The organism is Streptomyces sp. PKA51 (assembly GCF_057552455.1).
In genome coordinates this window covers 160,562-185,076 of sequence record NZ_BAAJPZ010000010.1, presented here as the reverse complement: position 1 = coordinate 185,076, position 24,515 = coordinate 160,562, and the positions used below count along the sequence as shown (strand labels likewise).

The following is a 24,515-nucleotide window of genomic DNA, read 5'->3' as shown; positions in this document are numbered from 1 at the left end:
ACCGCCCCGCACACCCCCGTCGGCCGGCTCGCCCTGCTCGACGAGCAGGAGCACGCCCGCATCACGGCCGCCGCGACCGGCGTCGCCGTACCGGCCTCCACGGCCGTGGTGCCCGAGCTGATCGAGGCCCAGGCCCGGCGCACCCCCGACGCGATCGCCCTGGCCGACGCGGCCGGCACCGAGCTCACCTACGCCGAGCTCGACGCCCGCGCCAACCGCCTCGCCCGCCTCCTGCTCGCCCGGGGCGCAGGCCCCGAGCAGCTGGTGGCCGTGGCCATGCCCCGCTCGGCCGAGCTCGTCGTCACCCTCCTCGCCGTGCTCAAGTCGGGTGCCGCGTACGTGCCCGTGGACCCGGCCTACCCGGCCGAGCGCATCGCCTACCTGCTCGCCGACGCCCGGCCCCGCCTGGTGGTCACCACCCGCGAGGCCGCCGGCGCCCTGCCGGAGAGCGGCATCGAGCGCCTGGTGCCGGAGGAAGAGGACCTCGCCGGCCACTCGGCCGCCGCCCTCACCGACGCCGACCGCCCCGCGCCCCTGACCCCCGCCCACCCGGCGTACGTCATCTACACCTCCGGCTCCACCGGCCGCCCCAAGGGCGTGGTGGTCGAGCACCGCTCCGTCGTCGACTACCTGGGCTGGACCTCCCTGGTCTACCCCGGCGCGGCCGGCCGCGCGCTGCTGCACTCGCCGGTCTCCTTCGACCTCACCGTCACCGCGCTGTTCACCCCGCTCACCGTCGGCGGCACCGTGCTGATCGCCGCCCTGGAGGAGGACGCGCAGCTCACCGGCCGCTTGGCCGCGGCCCCCGTCACCTTCATGAAGGCCACCCCCAGCCACCTGCCGCTGCTGGGCGCCCTGCCCGAGGCGTACTCGCCCGCCGGCGAACTCCTCCTCGGCGGCGAGGCCCTGCTCGGCGAGGCCCTCGCACCCTGGCGCGAACGGCATCCGGACGCCACCGTCTGGAACGTCTACGGCCCCACCGAGGCCACCGTCAACGCCACCGAGTACCGCATCGAGCCCGGCACGCCCCTGCCCGCCGGCGCCGTGCCCATCGGCCGGCCGCAGGGCAACGTCCGGGCGTACGTCCTGGACGCGGCGCTGCGCCCGGTGCCGGACGGCGTGACCGGCGAGCTCTACCTCGCCGGCGCCTGCCTGGCCCGCGGCTACCTCGGCCGCCCCGGCCTGACCGCCGAGCGCTTCACCGCCGACCCGCACGGACCGGCCGGCGCCCGGATGTACCGCACCGGCGACCTGGCCCGCCGGCTGCCCGACGGCAACCTCGTCTTCGCCGGCCGCGCCGACGACCAGGTCAAGATCCGCGGCCACCGCGTCGAGCTCGGCGAGGTCGCCGCGGCCGTCGCCGCGCTGCCCGGCGTCGCCGCCCAGGCCGTCGTCGTGCGCGACGGCGGCGACGGCGGCGCCCGCCTGCTCGCCTACGCCGTGCCCGCCGAGGACACCGCGCTCGACGGTGCGGCGCTGCGCGAGCGGCTCGCCCTGACCCTGCCCGAGTACCTGGTGCCCGATGCCGTCGTGGTGCTGCCCGCGCTGCCGCTGACCGTCAACGGCAAGCTGGACCGCGCGGCACTGCCCGAGCCGGAGTTCACCGCCGCAGGCACCGCCCGCGCCCCGCGCACCCCGCAGGAGGAGATCCTGTGCGCCCTGTTCGCACAGGTCCTCGACCTGCCGGAGACGGGCGTGGACGACGACTTCTTCGCCCTCGGCGGCAACTCCCTGTCCGCCGTACGGCTGCTGAGCCGGGTCCGCTCGGCCTTCGGCGCCGAGGTCGACGTGCGCGCCGTCTTCGAGGCACCCACGCCCGCCCGGCTCGCCGCCCGCCTCGGCGGCGGGGCCGGCACCGAGCGCCCGGCCCCGGCCGCCGGGAAGCGACCCGAGGAGATCCCGCTGTCCTTCGCCCAGCGCCGCCTGTGGTTCCTCGGCCGGCTGGAGGGCCCCTCCGCCGCGTACAACATCCCCATCGCCGTCCGCCTGACCGGCCGCCTCGACACCGGCGCCCTGGAAGCGGCCGTCGCCGACGTCGTCGCCCGGCACGAGAGCCTGCGCACCGTCTTCCCCGACACCCGGGGCGTCCCGCGCCAGCAGATCCTCGCCCCGGCGGACGCCCGCGTGCCGCTGCAGACCGTGCACACCGGCCCCGAGGAGCTCGCAGAGGCGCTGCGCCGGGAGGCCGCCCGCGGCTTCGACCTGGCCGGCGACCTCCCGCTGCGGGCCGTGCTGTTCACCGTCTCCGCCACCGAGCACGTCCTGCTGCTCAACGTCCACCACATCGCCTCCGACGGCTGGTCCAACGCCCCCCTCGCCCGGGACCTGTCCACCGCCTACGCCGCCCGGCACGCCGGACGGGCCCCGGCCTTCGCGCCGCTGCCCGTGCAGTACGCGGACTACGCCCTGTGGCAGCAGGAACTGCTCGGCGACGAGAACGACCCGGACAGCCTCGCCGCACGGCAACTGGCCTTCTGGCGCGAAACCCTCGAGGGCGCGCCGGCGACGCTGGAGCTGCCCACCGACCGGCCCCGGCCGGCCGAGGCATCCTCCGAGGGCGCCACCGTCGAGTTCACCCTCGACGCCGCCCTGCACGCCCGCCTCGCCGAGCTGGCCCGCACCCACCAGGTGAGCCTGTTCATGGTCGCCCAGGCGGCCCTGGCCGCCCTGCTCACCCGGCTCGGCTGCGGCACCGACATCCCCGTCGGCACGGCCGTGGCCGGCCGCGGCGACGAGGCGCTGGAGGAGCTCGTCGGCTTCTTCGTCAACACCCTCGTGCTGCGCACCGACGTCTCCGGCGACCCCGCCTTCACCGAGCTCCTGGCCCGGGTCCGCGCCGCCGACCTGGCCGCGTACGCCCACCAGGACCTGCCGTTCGAGCGGCTGGTCGACGCGCTCGCCCCGGCCCGCTCCACCGCGCACACCCCGCTGTTCCAGGTCTTCCTGGCCTTCCAGAACAACGCCGCGGCGCGCCTGGAGCTGCCGGGCCTCGCGGCCGAGCCCGCCGACATCGCCCTCACCTCGGCCAAGACCGACCTCGGCCTGGAACTGGCCGAGACCCTCGGCGAGGACGGCCGGCCCGCCGGGCTGCGCGGCCTGCTCAGCTACCGCACCGACCTGTTCGACGAGGACACCGCCCACTCGCTGGCCGCCCGCTACGCCGCCCTGCTCGATGCGGTCGCCACCGACCCGCAGCTGCCCGTCAGCCGCATCGACCTGCTCCCGCCGGCCGAGCGGCACCGGCTGCTGGACGAGGTGAACGACACCGCCCGCGAGGTCCCGGCCGCGACCTTCCCGGCCCTGTTCGAGCAGCGCGCGGCCGCCGCGCCCGGCCACCCGGCCGTGCTGGCCGGCACCGAGCAGCTGACGTACGCCGAGCTCAACGAGCGGGCCAACCGGTGGGCGCACTGGTTCATCGGCCGCGGCATCGGGCCGGAGGACCGCGTGGTCGTGGCCGTCCCGCGCTCGCCGGAGTGGCTCGCCGTCACCCTCGGCGTCCTCAAGGCCGGCGCCGCCTACGTCCCGGTCGACCCCGGCTACCCGGCCGAGCGCATCGCCTACCTCACCGGCGACGCCCGCCCGGCCCTCGTCCTGACCACCGCGCCGGCCGACGGCTTCGCCCAGGACGGGCCCGTGCCCGTCACCGCCGTCGACGCGCCCGACGTGCGCAAGGCGCTCGCCGCCCTGCCCGCCACCGACCCGGCCGACGCCGACCGCACCCGCCCGCTGCACCTGGACCACCCGGCGTACGTCATCTACACCTCCGGCTCCACCGGCCGCCCCAAGGGCGTCCTCGTCACGCACCGCGGCATCGCGAGCCTGGCCGGAGCGCACGCCGAGCGGTTCGCCGTCGACGCCACCAGCCGCATCCTGCAGGCCGTCTCGCCCAGCTTCGACGTCTCCGTCGCCGACCTGGCCACCGCCCTGCTCACCGGTGCCACGCTCGTCCTGCCGCAGGGCCACCGGTCCCCGGCCGGCGAGGAACTGGCCGCGCTCGTCACCGAACACGGCATCACCCACCTGCAGGTGACCGCCGGTGTCCTGGCCACCCTGCCCCGCACCGACCTGCCCACCCTGCGCACCCTCGCCGTCGGCGGCGAGGCCTGCCCGCCCGACCAGGTCGCCCACTGGTCCCGCGGCCGTCGGCTGATCAACGCCTACGGGCCCAGCGAGGCCACCGTCGCCGCCACCATGAGCCGGCCGCAGACCGGAGCGGTGCACCCGCCCATCGGAACGCCGCTGTGGAACACCCGGGCCTATGTGCTCGACGCCTTCCTGCGCCCGGTCCCGGCCGGCGTCACCGGCGAGCTGTACCTCGCCGGCGACGGCCTGGCCCGCGGCTACCTCGGGCGCCCCGGCCTGACCGCCGAGCGGTTCGTCGCCGACCCGTTCGGCCCCGCCGGCGGCCGGCTGTACCGCACCGGCGACCTGGTGCGCTGGAACGCCGACGGCGAGCTGGAGTTCGCCGGCCGGGCCGACGACCAGGTCAAGATCCGCGGCTTCCGCATCGAACTCGGCGAGATCGAGGCCGTCCTCGCCGGCCACCCCGAGGCCGCGCACACCGCCGTCACCGTCCACCGCGACGCCACCGGCCGCGAGGCGCTCGCCGCCTACGTCGTCCCGGCACCCGGCGCCGCACCCACCACCGAGTCGCTGCGCGAGCACCTGGCGCGGCAGCTGCCCGAGTACATGGTCCCCGCCACCTTCACCCCGCTCGCCGAACTCCCCCTCAGCGCCAACGGAAAGGTCGACCGCCGGGCCCTGCCCGACCCCGCACCCCTCACCCGCACCACCGGCCGCGCCCCGCGCGACGCCAAGGAACAGCTGCTGTGCGAGCTGATCGGCGACCTGCTCGGCATCGCCACCGTCACCATCGACGACGGCTTCTTCGACCTGGGCGGCGACAGCATCGTCTCCATCCAGCTGGTCAGCCGGGCCCTGGAGGCCGGCGTGGAGTTCACGGCCGCCGACGTGCTGCGCCACCGCACGATCGAGGAACTGGCCGCGGCCGCCACCGGCCCGCAGCCCGCCTCCGAGCCGCCGGCCGACGACGCCGGCACCGGCGAGGTCCCGCTCGGCCCGGCCGCGCACGCCCTGCGCGAACGCGGCGGCCCCGTCGGCCGCTCGGTGGCCACCGCCGTCCTCGCCCTGCCCCCGGGCACCCCGCACGAGCGGGTCACCGGGACCGTCCAGGCCCTGCTCGACCACCACGACGCGCTGCGGCTGCGCCTGCACCGCCGCGCCGGCAACCTCGTGTGGAACCTGGAGGTCCTCCCGCGCACCGAGGTCCGTGCCGAGGCCCTGGTGACCCGCGTCGCCGCCGACGGCACGGACGCCGCCGCCCGGGCCGCCCTGCTCGCCGAGCAGGAGGCCGCCGCCCGCGACGCCGTCGACCCCGAGGCGGGCACCGTCCTGCACGCCGTCTGGCTCGACGGCGGCGCGACGCAGGACCACCTCCTGGTGCTCGCGGTGCACCACCTCGCCGCCGACCCCGCCTCCTGGCGGATCCTCACCGAGGACCTGCGCACCGCCCACCGGGCCCTGGCCGCGGGCCGTACGCCCCAGCTGCCGCCCGTGGTCACCCCCTACCGGGCCTGGGCCGAGGCCACCGCCGCCGCGGCCGCCGACCCCGGCCTGATCGACGAGCTGGAGCAGTGGACGCAGGTCGTCGGCACCGACACCGCGCCCCTGGCCGGCCGCCCCCTCGACCCGAGCCGGGACACCGCGGCCACCGCCCGCCACCACGACGTCGCCCTCGGCGCCGAGGAGTCCCGCGCCCTGCTGGACGCCGTCCCGGAGCGCTTCGGCACCGGCGTGCAGGAGGTCCTGCTGGGCGCCCTGACCACCGCCGTCGGCCGGTGGCGCGCCCGCCGCGGCCGCCCCGGCGGCAGCGCGGTCCTGGTCGCGCTCGACGCCGACGACCGCACCCCGGCCGCCGGCGACGTCACCCGCACCGTGGGCCGCGTCGGCGCCCCGTACCCCGTCCGCCTCGGCGACACCGCCGAACCGGCGGCCACCGGCGCCGCGGCGGCCCTGGTCAAGCAGGTCAAGGAGCAGCTCGCCGCCGTCCCCGGCCACGGCCTGGGCCACGGACTGCTGCGCCACCTCAACCCGCAGACGGTCCCGCTGCTCGCCCCGCTCGCCGCGCCGCAGGTGCGCTTCGGCCACCGGGGCACCTGCGCGGCGGCGCTCGCCGACGGCTCCGTGCCGCTCGACGCCACGGGCTCGGTGCGCGAGACGGTCCTCGAGGACCCGGCCATGCCGCTCGCCCACGCCCTCGACGTCGACGTCCGCGTGGTCGAGCACCCCGGCGGCGCGCGCCTCGCGGCCCGCTGGACCTGGCCCGCCGAGCTGTTCGCGGAAGGGGACGTCGAGGAACTGGCCGGCCTGTGGCACGAGGCGCTCACGGAGCTCGCCGCCGACGGGTCCGCCGCGGCCGGCCGCACGCCCTCCGACTTCCCGCTCGTCGCCCTCGAACAGCGCGACATCGACCTGCTGGAGCGCGACGGCCGCGCCCTGGCCGACGTCCTCCCGCTCGCACCGCTGCAGGAGGGCCTGCTCTTCCACTCCCTGTACGACCAGCGCGGAGCGGACGTCTACACCGTCCAGTTCGGCCTGGACCTCGAAGGCGACCCGAGCACCGACGTCCTGCGCGCGGCCGTCGGCGCCCTGCTGCGGCGCCACGCCAACCTGCGGGCCGGCTTCGCCCACGAAGGACTCTCCCGCCCCGTGCAGTTCATCCCCGCCGAGGCGGAGCTGCCCTGGAGCGAGAGCGACCTGTCCGCCCTGGGCGAGGCCGAGCGCACCGCCGAGGTCCGGCGGGTGATGCGCGAGGCCCGCGCCGAACGCTTCGACACCACCCGCCCGCCGCTGCTGCGCTGCGCCCTGCTGCGCCTGGGCGGCGGCCGGGCCCGGCTGGTGCTGACGCTGCACCACCTGCTGCTGGACGGCTGGTCCACGCCGATCCTGCTGGACGAGCTGATGCGGCTGTACGCCACCGGCGGTGACACCGCCGGCCTGCCCGAGGTCCGCCCCTACAGCGGCTACCTCGCCTGGCTGGGCCGGCAGGACGCGGCCGCCTCCGAGCGGGCCTGGCGCGCGGTGCTCGACGACACCGTCCGGCCCACCCTCGTCGCACCCGCCGACCCCGACCGGTCGGCGGTGGCCACCGAGAAGGTCTCCGTCACCTTCGGCGGCGACCTGGTGGCCGGGCTCACCGCCCTCGCCGGGCGGCACGGCACCACGATGAACACCGTGGTGCAGGCCGCCTGGGGGCTGCTGCTGGCCCGCCTCACCGGCCGCGACGACGTGGTCTTCGGCGCGACGGTCTCCGGCCGGCCCCCGCAGGTGCCCGGCATCGAGCGGATGGTGGGCCTGTTCATCAACACCGTCCCCGTCCGCGTCGGCCGCCGCCCCGGCGAGAGCGCCGCGGACGTGCTGCCCCGCCTGTGGGAGCAGCAGGTGGAGCTCACCGCCCACCAGCACATCCGGCTGGTCGACCTGCAGCGGATCGCCGGCAAGGGCGAACTCTTCGACACCCTGCTCGTCTTCCAGAACATCCCCGCCGACGGCGCCGGTTTCGGCGGCGAGCAGCAGGTGCGGGCGGTCGACCTGGAGATGAACGACGCCACCCACTACCCGCTCACCCTCGACGCCGGACTGGCCGGCGACCAGCTGCACTGCCGGCTGGGCTACCGGCCGGACCTGCTGACCAAGGAGGAGGCCGAGGCCGTCGCCGACGCCCTGCGCGAGGTGTTCGAGGACCTCGCCGCCGAGCCCGCGCGCCCCGCGGCCCCGGCCGGCGAGGACCCGCTGACCGCCTGGTGGGCCGGCGTCCGCGCCCGGTCCGCCGCCGGCACGCCGGCACCGCAGGCCGTCCCGCAGGCCGTCCCGCAGGCCGTCCCGCAGACCGTGGCCCCGGCGGATCCCGCCGCGTCCGCCGCCGACAAGGAGGCCGTCCTCGCCGCGCTCTTCGCCGAACTGCTCGGCGCCGAGGACGTCGGCCCCGACGCCGATTTCTTCGAACTCGGCGGCGACAGCATCGTCTCCATCCAGCTGGCCGGCCGCGCCCGCAAGGCGGGCCTGGTCATCAGCCTGCGGGACGTCTTCAAACACAAGACCGTCCGCGCCCTGGCCAGGATCGCCCGCGAGGAGACGGCCGCACCGGCCGGCGGGGCCGGCGACGACGGCGTCGGCGACCTCGCCCCGACCCCGGTCATGCACGACCTGTACGAGCAGGGCGGTCCCACCGACGCCGTGCACCAGGCCGCCCTGCTGCAGGTGCCCGCCGACTGCGACGAGCAGCGGCTGGCCGCCACCTTGCAGGCGGTCCTGGACCACCACGACATGCTGCGCTCGCGGATCGTCACCGGCCCGGGCGGCCGGCGCCTGGAGGTCGCCCCCCGCGGCACCGTCGAGGCGGCCGGGCTGCTCAGCCGCACCGACATCACCGGGGTGCCGCAGAAGGCGCTGATCGACGCGGTCGCCGCCGCCCAGCGCCGCGTCCAGGACGAACTCGCCCCGGCCGAGGGGGCGATGGTGCGTGCCGTCTGGTTCGACGCCGGCACCGCCCGGCCCGGCCGGCTGCTGGTCCTGGTGCACCACCTGGCCGTGGACGCGGTCTCCTGGCGGGTGCTGCAGGAGGACCTCAAGGCGGCCTGGGAGGCCGTCGCCGCCGGCCGCGAGCCCGCGCTCGAGCCCGTCGGCACCTCCTTCCGCCGCTGGTCGCAGCTGCTGACCGCACAAGCCGGCGATCCGGCCCGCACCGCCGAGCTGGACCTGTGGCGCGCGGTGCAGGACACCGCCGACCCGGTGCTCGCCGACCGCCGGCTCGACCCCGCCGTGGACGTCGTGGCCACCGCCCGGCAGCTGACCGTGACGCTGCCCGACGCGGTGACGGCGCCGCTGCTGGGCCGGGTGCCCGCCCTGTTCAACGCCACCGTCGACGAGGTGCTGCTGACGGCGCTCGCCCTGGCCGTCGGCCGCTGGCGCGGCGAACGCGGCGGCCCGGGCGGGGGAGCGGTGCTGATCGGCCTGGAGGGCCACGGCCGCGAGGAGATCGCCGACGGCGTCGACCTCTCGCGCACCGTCGGCTGGTTCACCAGCGTCTACCCGGTGGCCGCCGACCCCGGCGACCTGGCGCAGGAGGAGCTGTGGTCCGGCGGCCCGGCCCTCGGCACCGCGCTCAAGCGCGTCAAGGAGCAGCTGCGGACCATCCCCGACAAGGGCATCGGCTACGGCCTGCTGCGGCACCTCAACCCGGACACGGCGGCCGAGCTGGCCGGCCGCCCCGCGCCGCAGATCGGCTTCAACTACCTGGGCCGGTTCGCCGCGGTGGACGCCTCGGCCGCCCGCGCCGAGGACTGGGCGGCGCCGCCGGAGGCCACCGAGACCCTCGGCAGCGGCGGCGACGACGCCCGGCCCCTGGCCCACGCGCTCGGCCTGAGCGCGGTCGCGCAGGACCGTCCCGACGGGGTGCACCTCGTGGCCATCTGGTCCTGGCCCGGCGCGCTGTTCGCGCAGGCCGAGGTGCAGCGCCTGGCCGACCTGTGGTTCCGGGCCCTTCAGTTGCTGGCCGAGTACGCCGACCGCCCCGGTGCCGGCGGCCTGACCCCCTCCGACGTCTCCCTGCTGGAGCTCTCGCAGGACGAGATCGACGAATTCGAAAGTGACCTGAGCTGATGGAAGGAAACAGCAAAGTGGCGAAGCCTGGATTCGTCGACATCCTGCCCCTGTCCCCCCTGCAGAAGGGCATGCTCTTCCACGCCCTGTACGACGAGCAGGGTGCGGACGTGTACGTCATCCAGATGGCGCTGGACCTGCGGCGCGAGGTGGACGCGGACGCCCTGCGCGGCGCCGTCGCCGCCGTGATGGGCCGGCACGAGAACCTGCGCGCCTCGTTCCGCAACCGCAAGTCGGGCGAGCCGGTCCAGCTGATCCTGCGCGACGCGGAGCCGGACTGGACCGAGAGCGACATCCGGCACCTGCCCGGCGACGACCGGGAGGAGGAGCTGCAGCGCCTGCTGGCGGCGGACCGCACCCGCCGGTTCGACCTCTCCCGTCCTCCGCTGCGCTTCTCCCTGATCAGGCTGGCGGAGCAGGAGTACCGGTTCGTCTTCACCGCGCACCACATCCTGCTCGACGGCTGGTCCATGCCCCTGGTGCTCGGCGAGCTGATGGCCCTGTACACCAACGGCGGCGACACCGCGCAGCTGGAGCCGGTCGCGCCCTACAAGGACTACCTGGCCTGGCTGGCCCGCCAGGACCGCGGCGAGGCCGAACTGGCCTGGAAGCAGGCGCTGGCGGGGGCGGAACCGACGCTGGTGGCCGGCCCGGCCGCGGGCGCCGCGCTGCCCGAGACCCTCATCGAGCAGGTCGCGCCCGAACTGGCGCTCGCCCTCGGCGAGCGCGCCCGCGGCCTGGGCCTGACCCTCAACAGCGTCGTCCAGACGGCCTGGGGCCTGGTCCTCGGTGCGCTCACCGGACGCGAGGACGTCGTCTTCGGCGAGACCGTCTCCGGCCGCCCGCCGGAGCTGCCCGGCGTCGAGAAGATGGTCGGCCTGTTCATCAACACCCTGCCCGTGCGCCTGCGCATCGACCCGGCCCTGACCCTGGGGGAGCAGGTGCGGCGCCTGCAGGACGGGCAGGCGGACCTGCTGGCGCACAAGCACCTCGGACTCGCGGAGATCCAGCAGATCGCCGGCACCGGCCCGCTGTTCGACGCCATCACCATCTTCGCCAACTACCCCATCGACACCGACACCCTGCAGAACTCCGCCGAGGGCATCGGGGCCGTGGCGGCCACCACCGTCGACGCCACCCACTACGCCCTCAACCTGGAGGGCACCGTCCGCGGCGACCGCATGACCGTCCGCCTGGACCACCGCCCCGACCTGTTCGCCACCGGCGCCGGGCGCGAGATCCTCGACGCCCTGCTGGCGGTTCTGGCGGCCTTCGCCGCCGACCCCGGCCGGCGCGTCGGCGAGGTGCCGCTGTTCACCGCCGACGACCGGCAGCGCCTGATGCCCGCCCGGGCGGCCGCCCCCCGGCAGGCGCAGGCCGGCGACGCCGCGGGCGACGGCCGTCCGCGCACCGAACGCGAGGAGCTGCTGTGCCGGCTGTTCGCCGAGGTGCTCGGCGTGGAGGAGGCATCCGTCTCCGTCCACGACAGCTTCTTCGAGCGCGGCGGCGACTCCATCGGCTCCATCCAGCTGGCGCACCGCGCCCGCAAGGAGGGTCTCGCCCTGAGCCTGCGCGAGATCTTCGAGTACCGCACCGTCGCCCGGCTCGCCGCGCTCGCCTCCGCCACCACCGCGCCCGGCACACCCCCGGCCGCCGACGACGGCACCGGGCCGGTGACGCCGATCCCGATCATGCGCTGGCAGCTCGAACAGGGCGGCCCGCTGGACGCCTTCAACCAGACCATGACCGTGCCGGTGCCGGCCGGCCTCGACGAGGCCCGCATCGGCGCGGCCCTGCAGGCCCTGCTCGACCACCACGACGCCCTGCGCCTGACGCTGCGGGGCACCGGGGCCGACCGGGAGCTGGAGGTCGCCGAGCGCGGCACCGTGGCGGCCGCCGACTGCCTGGTGCGCGTCGCCGGACCGGTCACCGAGGAGGCCGCCGCGGCCGAGGTGCAGGCCGCCGTGCAGCGGCTGGCCCCCGCCCAGGGCCGCATGCTGCAGGCCGTCTGGTTCGACGACGCGGACGGCGGCGAGGGCCGGCTGGCCCTGGTCGTCCACCACTTCGCGGTCGACGGCGTCTCCTGGCGCATCCTGCTGCCCGACCTCCAGGCCGCCCTCACCGCGCTGCGCGACGGCGCCGAGGTGCGCCTGGAGCCCGTCGCCACCTCCTTCCGCCGCTGGTCGCAGGAGCTGGCCAAGGAAGCCGTCGGCGAGCGCCGCACCGGCGAACTCGACCTGTGGCGCTCGGTGCTGGACACCGACGACCCGCTGCTGGCCGACCGCCGGACCGACCCGGCGCGCGACGTGGTCGGCGTGGCCCGGCAGCTGAGCTTGACCCTGCCCGCCGAGGCGACCGAGGCACTGCTCGGCAAGGTCCCGGCGCTCTTCCACGCCGGCCCCGACGAGGCCATGCTCACCGCCCTGGCCCTGGCCGTGGCCCGCTGGCGGCGCGAACGCGGCCGCGGCGACGGCTCCGCCGTCCTGGTGGGCCTGGAGGGCCACGGCCGCGAGGAGATCGCCGAGGGCGTGGACCTCTCCCGTACGGTCGGCTGGTTCACCACCCTCTACCCGGTGGCCGTCGACCCGGGCCCGGCCGCGCAGGACGAGCTGTTCGCCGGCGGCCCCGCCCTGGGCGCCGCGTTCAAGGCGGTCAAGGAGCAGCTGCGGGCCATCCCGGACAAGGGCATCGGTTACGGCCTGCTGCGCCACCTCAACCCGCACACCGCGCCCGAGCTGGCCGGTCGCCCCGAGCCGCAGGTCGGCTTCAACTACCTGGGCCGCATGGGCACCGCCGACGCCGCCGAGGCGGCCCGCGCCGACGAGGTGCGCGTCCGCGACCTCACCGGGGCCGGTGACGCCGCCATGCCGCTGGCCTACACCCTCGAGGTGAACGCCGCCGCCGTGGAGCACCCCGACGGCCAGCGGCTCGTCGCGTCGTGGACCTACTCCGGCGACCTGCTCACCGAGGACGAGGTCCGGCACGTCGCGGGGCTGTGGTTCGAGGCGCTCACCGCCCTGGCCGAGCACGCCGGCCGCCCCGGCGCCGGCGGCCTGACCCCCTGCGACCTGCCGCTGGTGAGCGTCACCCAGGAGGAGATCGACCGGCTGGAGGCGGCCGTCCCGGACGTCGCCGACGTGCTCTCCCTCTCCCCGCTCCAGCAGGGCCTGCTCTTCCACGGCCTGTACGACGACGCGGTGGCGGACGTCTACACCATCCAGTCCGCGCTCGAACTGAACGGGCCGCTGGACACCGAGGTGCTGCGCCGCTCCGCGAGCACGCTGCTGCGCCGCCACGACAACCTGCGCGCCTGTTTCGTCACCGGCGCCTCGGGCACCCCGCTGCAGGTCGTGCCGCGCAGCGCCGACCTGCCCTGGCAGGAGGTGGACCTGAGCGCGCTGTCCGAGGCCGACCGCCAGGCCGAGCTCGAGCGGCTCCTGGCCGCCGACCGCGGCCGCCGCTTCGACCTGGCCGCGCCCCCGCTGCTGCGCTGCACCCTGATCCGCCTCGGCGAGCAGCAGCACCGCTTCGTGCTGACCGTGCACCACATCGCCCTGGACGGCTGGTCCATGCCCCTGGTGGTCGGCGAGCTGTTCGAGCTGTACCACCACGGGGGCGACGACGCGTCGCTGCCCCCCGTCGTCCCGTACAAGGACTACCTGACCTGGCTGGCCGGTCAGGACCGGCAGGCGTCGCTGGAGGCCTGGCGCACCGCGCTCGCCGGCGTCGACGAGCCCACCCTGATCGTCGCCGACGCCCAGGGGCGCGACCCGCTCGCCCCCCGGCGCCTGACGGTCGAGCTGCCCGACCACCTCACCGAGAGCCTGGTCGCCCGGGCCCGGGAGCACGGGCTGACCGTGAACACCCTGGTGCAGGGCGCCTGGGGCCTGGTCCTCGGCGCGCTGACCGGACGCGAGGACGTCGTCTTCGGCGCCACCGTCTCCGGCCGCCCGCCGGAGCTCGCGGGCGTGGAGAAGATGGTCGGCCTGTTCATCAACACCCTGCCCGTGCGGGTGCGCGCCGAGCGCACCGACTCCCTCCTGACCCTGCTGACCCGCCTGCAGACCCAGCAGTCGGGCCTGCTCACCCACCAGCACCTCGGCCTGGCCGAGGTGCAGCGCCTGGCCGGCGAGGGCGAACTCTTCGACACCGTCCTGGTCTTCGAGAACTACCCGGTGGACTTCGAGGGCCTGGAGAGCTCCGCACAGGAGCTCGGCGTCGTCGACGCCCAGGTGCAGGACGCCATGCACTACCCGCTGGCGCTGGGCGTCAACCAGCACGGCACCCGCATGGGCATGCACTGGCAGTACCGGCCGGACCTGTTCGCCCACGACGAGGTGGCGGCCATCGGCGAGCGCGTCCTGCGCCTGCTCACGGCCTTCGCCGAGGACCCCCACCGCCCGCTCGCGGCGCTGGAGCTGCTCTCCGCCGCCGAACGCGCCGTGCTGCTGGGAGGGGACGCGGGCCCCGCGCGCGCCACCTTCCCCGACCTGTTCGCCGCCCGCGTCGCCGCGGCCCCCACCGCCCCGGCCGTGGAAGCGGCCGGACTGCGGCTGACCTACGCGCAGCTGGACGAGCGGGCCAACCGCCTGGCCCGCCACCTCATCGCCCGCGGCGCCGGCCCCGAGCGGACCGTGGCCCTGGTGCTCGGGCGCTCGGTGGAATCGGTCGTCGCCCAGCTCGCCGTGCTCAAGTCCGGCGCGGCCTACCTGCCGGTCGACCCCGAGTACCCGGCCGACCGCATCGCCTTCATGTTCCGCGACGCCCGGCCCGGCGCCGTCGTCACCACCGCCGCCCACCGGCACGTCGTCCCCGCCGAGGTGGCCGACGTCGTCGTGCTCGACGACGCGGACACCGCCGCGCATCTGGCCGCGCTGCCGGGCGGCGCCCCCACCGACGCCGACCGCACCGCCGCCCTGCGGGTGGAGCACCCGGCGTACGTCATCTACACCTCCGGCTCCACCGGCGTGCCCAAGGGCGTGGTCGTCACGCACTCCGGCCTCGCCGCCTTCGCCGCGGCCGAGCGCGAGCGCTTCGACGTCACCCCCGACTCCCGGGTGCTGCAGTACGCCTCGCCGAGCTTCGACGCCTCGGTCATGGAGCTGTGCATGACCCTGCTGTCGGGCGCGACCCTGGTGGTGCCCGAGCCCGGTCCGCTGGCCGGCGACCCGCTCGCCGAGACCCTGCGCACCCGCGGGGTGACGCACCTGCAGATCCAGCCCGCCGCGCTGGCCACCGTCTCCCCCGACGGCCTGCCGGCCCTGCGCAGCCTGGTCGTCGGCGGCGACGCCGTCTCCGCCGAACTGGTCGACCGCTGGAGCCCGGGCCGGCGCCTGGTGGTGGCCTACGGCCCCACCGAGGCGACCGTCGCCACCGTCATGACCGGGCCGCTGGGCCCGGGCGCCGGCCTGCCGCCGATCGGCACGCCCGTCGCCGGAAGCCGCGTTCACGTCCTGGACGCCTTGCTGCGGCCGGTGCCGCCGGGAGTGGCGGGCGAGCTGTACCTGGCGGGCGACACCCTCGCCCGCGGCTACCTCGACCGCGCCCCGCTCACCGCCGAGCGCTTCGTCGCCGACCCCTTCGGGGCGCCGGGCGAGCGCATGTACCGCACCGGGGACATCGTCCGCCGCCGGGCCGACGGCGTGCTGGACTTCGTCGGCCGCGACGACGACCAGGTCAAGATCCGCGGCGTGCGCATCGAACTCGGCGAGATCCAGACCGTGCTGGCCCGGCACGCCGACGTCGAACGGGCCGTGGCCGTCGCCCACCAGGGCGCCTCCGGCGTCAAGCGCCTGGTCGCCTACGTGGTGCCGGCCGCCGGACGGACGCCGGACGCCGCCGCGCTGGCCGCCCATGTCGCCGCGACCCTGCCGCAGGCCATGGTCCCCGCCCTGTTCGTCCCGCTGGAGGCGCTGCCCCTGACCGTCAACGGCAAGCTCGACCGCAAGGCACTGCCCGAGCCGGAGTTCGGCGGCGGCGAGGTGACCCGTGCGCCGCGGGGCGCCGCGGAGGAGACCCTGTGCACCCTGTTCGCCGAGGTGCTGGGGCTGGAGCGGGTCGACGTGGGGGAGAGCTTCTTCGCCGCGGGCGGCGACAGCATCACCTCCATCCAGCTGGTCGGCCGCGCCCGGCAGGCCGGGCTGCGCTTCAGCCCGCGCGACGTGTTCACCCACCGCACGCCGGAGGCGCTGGCCGCCGCCCTGCAGCACCAGCAGGAGACCGAGCAGGCGCAGCAGGCCGCCGCGCCCGCACCGGGCGACGGCGTCGGGGACGTGCCGCTGACCCCGATCATCCACTGGATCCGCGAACGCGGCGGCTCCATCGCGCAGTTCAACCAGACGATGTCCGTGCCGGTGCCCCCGGGCACCGACGCCGCCCTGGTGACCGCCGCCCTGCAGGCCGTCCTCGACCACCACGACGCGCTGCGGATGACCCTCACCCGCATCGGCGACGACTTCGGCTGGTCGCTGGAGGTCGCACCGCCCGGCGCGGTGCGCGCCGAGGACTGCCTCCACCGCGTCGACGCCGCCGGCCTGATCGCCGCCGGGCTCACCGAGGAGGAGCTCGACGCCCGCGCCACCCAGGAGGTCGCCGGGGCCCAGGCCCGCCTGGACCCCGACGCCGGGGCCATGGTGCGCGGCGTGCTCTTCGACGCGGGCGCCGCCGCCCCGGGCCGGCTGACCCTCGTCGTGCACCACCTGGCCGTCGACGGCGTCTCCTGGCGGATCCTGCTGCCCGACTTCGAGGCCGCCCTGGCGGCCCTCGCCGCCGGCCGGCCGGTCGAGCTGGAGCCGGTCGGCACCTCCTTCCGCGGCTGGGCCCGGCGCCTCGCCGACCTGGCCGGCGACCCCGCCCGCATGCGCGAACTGCCCCTGTGGCGGGGGATCCTCGAGGGCCCCGACCCGCAGCTGACCCCCCGCCCGCTGGACGCGGCCGAGGACACCTTCGGCACCGCCGCCCGGCTGAGCGTGACGCTGCCCGCCGCCGTGACCCAGCCGCTGCTCGGGCCCGTGCCCGCGCTCTTCCGCGCCGGCGTCAACGACGTGCTGCTCACCGCGCTCGCCCTGGCCGTCGCCGACTGGCGCGAGCGCACCGGCCGCGGCACGGGCACCGACGTCCTGATCGACCTGGAGGGCCACGGCCGCGAGGAGATCGCCGAGGGCGTGGACCTCTCCCGTACGGTCGGCTGGTTCACCAGCCTGTACCCCGTGCGCCTCGACCCCGGCGAGCGCGCCGGCGAGGAGGTGTTCGCCAGCGGCCCGGCCATCGGCCGGGCGGTCAAGCGGGTCAAGGAGCAGCTGCGGGCCCTGCCGGACAACGGCATCGGCTTCGGCCTGCTGCGCCACCTCAACCCGCAGACGGCCCAGGTGCTCGGCCGGTACGCGCAGCCGCAGATCGGCTTCAACTATCTGGGCCGCCTGGGCACCGCCGAGGACGGCGCCGACGCCGGCGAGATCGTCGTCGACCACGACCTGTCGGGGGTCGCGGAGGCCGCCATGGCCCTGCCGCACGCCCTCGACGTCACCGCCACCGCCGTCACCCACTCCGACGGGCCCCGGCTGGTGGCCAACTGGATCTGGCCGCGGGAGCTGTTCACGGAGGACGACATCCGCGACCTGGCCCTCGGCTGGTTCAAGGCCCTGGAGGCGCTGGTCGCGCACGCCGGGCGCCCGGAGGGCGCGGGCGGGCTCAGCCCCTCCGACCTCACCCTCGTCACGCTCGGCCAGGAGGAGATCGACCGCCTGGAGGCCGGCCGGCAGGACATCGCCGACGTGCTGCCGCTCTCCCCGCTGCAGGAAGGACTGCTCTTCCACGCCCTGTACGACGAGCGCGGCGCCGACATCTACACCACGCTCATGGCCTTCGACCTGAGCGGGGAGCTGGACGCGGCCACTCTCAAGGCCGCGGCCGCCGCGCTGCTGCGCCGCCACGAGAACCTGCGGGCCGCCTTCCGCCCCGGTGCCGCCGGCCAGTCCCTGCAGGTCATCCCCCGCGAGGTCGAGGTCCCCTGGCGCGAGGTGGACCTCTCGCAGCTGACCGAGGAGGAGCGCACGCGGGAGCTGGCCCACCTGACCGAGGCCGCCCTCGGCGAGCGCTTCGACCCGCGCCGGGCACCGCTGCTGCGCTTCACCCTGGTGCGCACCGGAGCCACGACGCACCGCCTGATGCTCGCCAACCACCACATCCTCTTCGACGGCTGGTCCGGCCCGATCCTCTCCGGCGAGCTCTTCGAGCTGTACCGCAGCGGCGGCGACGAGGCCGCCCTGCCCCCCGTCACCCCGTACAAGGAGTACCTCGCCTGGCTCGCCGGCCAGGACCGCGCCGCCGCCGAGGAGGCCTGGCGCGACGCCCTGGCCGGGGTGGACGAGCCCACCCTCGTGGCGCCCGCCGACCCCGCACGCGAGCCGCTGCGGCCCCGCGTGCACCAGGTGGAGCTGTCCGAGGAGGACACGGCGGCGCTCACCGCGCAGGCCCGCCGGCACGGCGTCACCAAGAACACGGTGGTCCAGGCCGCCTGGGGGCTGCTGCTGTCCGGGCTCACCGGCCGCGGCGACGTCCTCTTCGGCGAGACCGTCAACGGCCGGCCGGCCGACCTGCCGGGCGTGGAGTCCATGGTGGGCCTGTTCATCAACACCCTCCCGGTGCGCGTGCGTACCGCACCCGGCGACACGCTGCTGTCCGTGGTGACGCGGCTGCAGGAGCAGCAGTACGGGCTCCTGCCGCACAAGTACCTCGGCCTGACCGACATCCAGCGCATCGCCGGCCTGGGCAACCTGTTCGACACCTCCACCGAGTTCAGCAACTACCCCGTCGACGCGGAGTCCCTGGAGCAGACCGCCGAAGGACTGGGCATCGTCGACGCCCGCATCGAGGACGGCACCCACTACCCCCTGGCGCTGGGCGCCTCGGACAACGGCCGCACCCTCACCCTGCGCATCGACTACCGGCCCGACCTGTTCGACGACGCCACGGCCCGGGCCCTGGGGACGCGGCTGCACGCCGTCCTGGCGGCGTTCGCCGCCGACCCCGCCCGCCGCGTGGACGCCCTCGACCTGCTCTCCGCGGCCGAGCGGCACACCCTGCTCGTGGAGTGGAACGACACGGCCCACGAGGTGCCGCACGCCGGCGTGCCCGAGCTCTTCCGCGCGCAGGCCGCCCGCACCCCGGACGCCCCGGCCGTCGTCTTCGGCGCCACCACGCTGACGTACCGTGAACTCGACGGGCTCTCCGACCGCCTGGCCGGCCGCCTCGCCGCGCTCGGCACCGGCCCGGAGACCCCGGTCGCCGTCCTGATGGAGCGCTCGGCGAGCCTGCCGGTGGCCCTGCTGGCCGTCCTGAAGGCCGGCGGCGCCTACGTGCCGCTGCGCGACACCGACCCGGTCGGCCGGCTCGCCCACGTCGTCGGCGACACCGGCGCCCCCGTCGTCCTGACCGACGGCGCCCTCGAGGAGCGCGCCCGGCAGCTGGGCACGGAGGTGCTGCGGGCCGACGAGGACGCCCCGGGGCAGGCCCCGGAGGTCACCGTGCTGCCCGGGCAGCTCGCCTACGTGATGTACACCTCCGGCTCGACCGGGCTGCCCAAGGGCGTGGAGATCACCCAGCGCGACGTCGTCGAGCTGGCCCTGGACCGCCGCTGGCGCGGCGGCGCCCACCAGCGGGTGCTGCTGCACTCCCCGACGGCCTTCGACGCCTCCACCTACGAGCTGTGGGTGCCGCTGCTCGGCGGCGGAACGGTCGTCGTCGCCCCGCCGCGGGAGCTGGACGTGGCGGGCCTGGAGCGGGTCCTGGCCGCCCACGAGGTCACCGCGCTGTGGCTGACGGCCGGTCTGTTCCGGCTGGTGGCCGAGGAGGCCCCCGGCGCCCTGGCGGGCGTCCGCGAGGTGTGGACCGGCGGCGACGTCGTCCCGGCCGCCGCCGTGCGCCGCGTGCGCGAGGCGTGCCCGGGCACCGTCGTGGCCGACGGCTACGGCCCCACCGAGACCACCACCTTCGCGCTCGGCCACGCCCTCGCCCCCGACGCGCCCGTCCCCGCCCGCATCCCCGTCGGCCGGCCCCTGGACAACATGCGCGTGTACGTCCTGGACGCCTTCCTGCGCCCCGTCCCGGCCGGCGTGACCGGCGAGCTGTACATCGCCGGCGCCGGACTGGCCCGCGGCTACACCGGCCACCCGGCCCTGACCGCCGCACGGTTCGTCGCCGACCCGTTCGGTCCGGCCGGGCAGCGGATGTACCGCACCGGCGACCTGGCCCGCTGGACCGGCGAGGGCGTGGTGGAGTTCGCCGGCCGCGCCGACGACCAGATCAAGCTCCGCGGCTTCCGCATCGAGCCCGGCGAGATCGAGGACCGGCTGGCCCGTCACCCCGCCGTCGGCCAGGCCGCCGTCGTCGTCCGCGAGGACCGGCCCGGCGACAAGCGCCTCGTCGGCTACGTCGTGCTCACCGCACCCGTGGAGACCGGGGAGCTGAAGGAGTACCTCGGCGGCGAACTGCCCGACTACATGGTGCCCTCCGCCCTCATGGCCCTCGACGCCCTGCCGCTGACCGCGAACGGCAAGGTCGACCGCCGGGCCCTGCCCGCCCCCGAGTACGGCGGCTCCGCCGAGCGGCGCGCGCCGCGCGACGAGCGGGAGAGCGCGCTGTGCACCCTGTACGCCGAGGTGCTCGGCGTGGCCGACGTCGGCATCGACGACAGCTTCTTCGACCTCGGCGGGCACTCCCTGCTGGCGACGCGGCTGGTCAACCGGATCCGTACGGCCTTCGGCGTCGAGGTGCCGGTGCGCACCGTCTTCGAGGCCTCCTCGGTCGCGGCGCTGGCCGCCCGGCTGACGGACGCGGAGGCCGCCCGCCAGCGGCTCGCCCCGGCCGAGCGGCCGGAGGCGATCCCGCTCTCGCACGCCCAGCGCCGGCTGTGGTTCATCGACGCCGTGGAGGACACCGGCGGCACGTACAACATCCAGCTGGCCGTGCGGCTGCTCGGCGAGCTGGACGGGGACGCGCTGCAGGCGGCACTCGCCGACGTGGTCGAGCGCCACGAGTCGCTGCGCACCGTCTTCCCCGCCGAGGGCGGCGTGCCGCGCCAGCGGATCCTGGGCGCCGGCGAGTACGCCGTCGCGCTCGGGCGCGAGGAGGTGACCGGCGACGAGCTGGACGCGCGCCTGGCCGCGCTCGCCGCGCAGGGCTTCGACCTGGCGGCCGACATCCCGCTGCGGGCCCACCTCCTGCGGCTGGCGCCGCGCGAGCACGTCCTCGTGCTCGTCCTGCACCACATCGCCGGCGACGGCGCCTCCCTGGCCCCGCTCGCCCGCGACCTGGGCACCGCCTACGCGGCCCGCGCCGCGGGACGGGCGCCGCAGTTCACGCCCCTGCCCGTGCAGTACGCCGACTACGCGCTGTGGCAGCAGCGGGTCCTGGGCGACGAGCAGGACCCGCACAGCCCCTTCGGCCGGCAGCTCCAGCACTGGCGCACGGCCCTCGCCGGGCTGCCGGAGGAACTGCAGCTGCCCTTCGACCGGCCGCGGTCGGCCGAGGCCGCCAACCACGGCGGCCGGGTGGAGCTGCGCTTCCCCGACGAGGTCGCCCGCGGGGCGCACCGCCTCGCCCAGGACAGCGGCGCCAGCCTGTTCATGGTGCTGCACGCCGCCGTCGCGGCGCTGCTGCACCGGCTCGGCGCCGGCACGGACGTCCCCCTGGGCACGGTGGTCGCCGGCCGCGGCGACGAGGCGCTGGAGGAGCTCGTGGGCTTCTTCGTCAACACCCTCGTCCTGCGCACCGATCTCTCGGGCGAGCCCGGCTTCCGGGAGCTGGTGGAGCGCGTGCGCACCGCCGACCTGGCGGCCTTCAGCCACCCGGACGTCCCGTTCGAGCGGCTGGTGGAGGAGCTCAACCCCGTCCGCACCCTCTCCCGCAACCCGCTCTTCCAGGTCGCCGTCAGCCTGGAGAACACCGAGGAGGCCGACCTGGAGCTGGCGGGGCTGACCCTGGCCCCCCAGCCGACGACGATGGACGTCGCCAAGTTCGACCTGTCCTTCTCCTTCGGCGAGGTGCCCCGCGAGGGCGCGGCACCGGGCATCGGCGGCGAACTGGAGTACAACACCGCCCTGTTCGACCGCGCCACGGCCGAGGCGTTCGCCGACCGGCTCACCCGGCTGCTGACCGCGGCCGTCGCCGACCCGGACCTGCCCCTCGGGGCGATCGACCTGCTCTCCGCGCAGGAACACGCGGTGCTGGACGAGGCCAACGACACCGCGCGGGAGTTCCCGGCGCGGACCGTGCCCGCCCTGTTCGCCGAGCGGGCCGCCCGCACCCCCGGCGCCCCGGCCGTCGTCGCGGAGGGAACCGGGCTCGGCTACGCCGACCTGGAGGCCCGCTCCAACCGGCTGGCGCGTCGCCTCGCCGAGGCCGGCGTCGCCCCCGGCGACCGGGTGGCGATCCTGCAGGAGCGCTCGGCGGACCTGGTGGTCTCCACGCTCGCCGTGCTCAAGGCCGGAGCGGCGTACGTCCCCCTCGACGCCCGCTACCCGGTGCCCCGCCTGGAGCTGATCGTGGCGGAGACCGGCAGCCGGGTGCTGCTGACCGACCGGGCCCTGGCCGGCGTGGAGTTCCGCCACGACGCCCGCGTCCTGGTCGTCGACGACGCGACGGAGGCCGCGGCCGTCGCCGCGCACTCCGCCGACCCGATGTGCCGGGCGGCGCACCCCGACGAGCTGGCGTACATCATGTACACCTCCGGCTCGACGGGTAAGCCCAAGGGCATCGGCATCACCCACCGCAACGTCGTCGCGCTCGCGGCCGACAGTCGGTGGGCGAGCGGTCACGAGCGGGTCCTGATGCACTCCCCGCACGCCTTCGACGCCTCCACCTACGAGATCTGGACGCCCCTGCTGGGCGGCGGACAGGTCGTGGTGGCACCCCCCGGCCAGCTGGACGCGGCGGCGCTGCGCCGGCTGGAGGAGGCCCACGGGCTGACCGCGGTGTTCATGACCACGGCCCTGTTCAACCTCGTGGCCGAGGAGGACCCGGCCGCCTTCGGCGCTCTCGCGCAGATCTGGACCGGCGGCGAGCAGGTCTCCCCGGCCGCCTTCCAGCGGGTGCTGGACGCCTGCCCGGACACCACCGTCGTCCACGTCTACGGCCCGACCGAGACCACGGTCTTCGCCACCTGCCTGCCGCTGCGCGCCCCGCAGCGCACCGACCGCGGCGTCCCGATCGGGCTGCCGATGGACAACCAGCGGGCGTACGTCCTCGACGACTGGCTGGCCCCGGTGCCCCCGGGCGTGGCGGGCGAGCTGTACCTGGCCGGCGCCGGCACGGCCCGCGGCTACCACGCGGCACCCGGCATGACCTCCGAGCGGTTCGTCGCCGATCCGTTCGGCCCGGCCGGGCAGCGGATGTACCGCACCGGGGACGTGGTGCGCCGCGACGCCGGGGGACGGATCGAGTTCGTCGGCCGCGCCGACCACCAGGTCAAGATCCGCGGCCTGCGGATCGAACTCGGCGAGATCGAGGCCGTCCTGCAGGACGCGCCCGAGGTCGCCCAGGTCACCGTCGTCGTCCGCGAGGACCGGCCCGGCGACAAGAAGATCGTCGCCTACGTCGTGCCGGCCACCGGCGCCGACACCTCCGGCCTGCGCGCCCGCGTCGCCCGGCGGCTGCCCGACTACATGGTGCCCGCCGCGTTCGTCCCCCTCGCCGACCTGCCGCTCAACGCCAACGGCAAGGTCGACCGCAAGGCCCTGCCCGCCCCGGACTTCGGCCCGGCGGCGGACGGGCGCGGCCCGCGCAACCCGCGCGAGGAAGTGCTGTGCGGGCTGTGGGCCGACCTGCTGAAGGTGGACCGGGTCGGCATCGACGACAACTTCTTCGAACTGGGCGGCGACAGCATCGTCTCCCTCCAGCTCACCAGCAGGATCCGCACCGTCTTCGGCGTCGAGCTGTCCAACCGGGCGGTCTTCCAGGCCCCCACGGTGGCCTCGCTGATGGACCTCGTCAGCGCCGGCGACCAGAGCGAGGACTCCTTCGACGTGGTGCTCCCGCTGCGCACGGGAGGCCAGGCGCCCCCGCTGTTCTGCCTGCACCCCGTCGGCGGCGTCAGCTGGATGTACTCCGGGCTGATGCACCACATCGACGGCGACCGCCCGCTGTACGGCATCCAGTCCCGGGGCCTGGCGCGCAAGGAGGAACTGCCCCGTTCCGTGCCGGAGATGGCCGCCGACTACGTGGAGCGCATCCGCGAGGTCCAGCCGGCCGGCCCCTACCACCTGCTGGGCTGGTCGATGGGCTCGCTGCTGGCCCACGAGGTCGCCGTCCAACTGCAGCGGCAGGGGCAGCGGGTCGCCCTGCTGGCCAACTTGGACCAGGTGCCGGTGCGCACCGAGGAGCTGGGCGGCGAATTCGTCGCCGCGGACGAGCAGAAGGTCCTCATGGCCCTGCTCGACTTCGTCGGCCGCGACCCCGGCATGTTCGGCGACGGGCCGCTGGAGCACGAGAAGGTCATGGCCGTCCTCAAGGAGGAGGGCAGCGCCCTGGCGACCTTCGGCGACGAGCAGATCCTGCGCATCGGCGAGGTCAACAACAACAACTGGGCCCTGACCGTCGACTACGAACCCGACGTCTTCGACGGCGACGTCCTGCTGTTCGTGGCCACCCGGGAGGAGGACGACAACGGGCAGGAGGGCACCAAGACCGAGCGCTCGGTGGCCCGGCTGAGCCGCTACGTCACCGGCACCGTGGAGGTCCGCGAGATCGACTGCGAGCACCGGCAACTGCTCCAGGCCGGTCCCCTGGCGGAGGTCGGCCGCGCGCTGCGCGAGAAGCTCCGCGACACCGCCGCGTAG

General features: G+C 76.0%; 2 protein-coding genes (1 of these 2 cut by a window edge). Both read left to right on the top strand.

Annotation, left to right across the window (positions count from 1 at the left end; genetic code table 11):
- On the top strand, positions 1 to 9,681 hold the 3' portion of the coding sequence (locus AC27L3_RS17550) for an amino acid adenylation domain-containing protein (RefSeq protein ID WP_487234958.1). 5,805 nt of this gene lie to the left of the window's left edge; the window shows 9,681 of its 15,486 coding nt (coding positions 5,806-15,486); its start codon lies off the left edge, out of view; its stop codon occupies positions 9,679 to 9,681.
- Positions 9,681 to 24,515, top strand: coding sequence for an amino acid adenylation domain-containing protein (locus tag AC27L3_RS17545; RefSeq protein WP_487234957.1), 14,835 nt, complete (start codon positions 9,681 to 9,683; stop codon positions 24,513 to 24,515). The genes AC27L3_RS17550 and AC27L3_RS17545 overlap by 1 nt, the downstream gene beginning before the upstream one ends.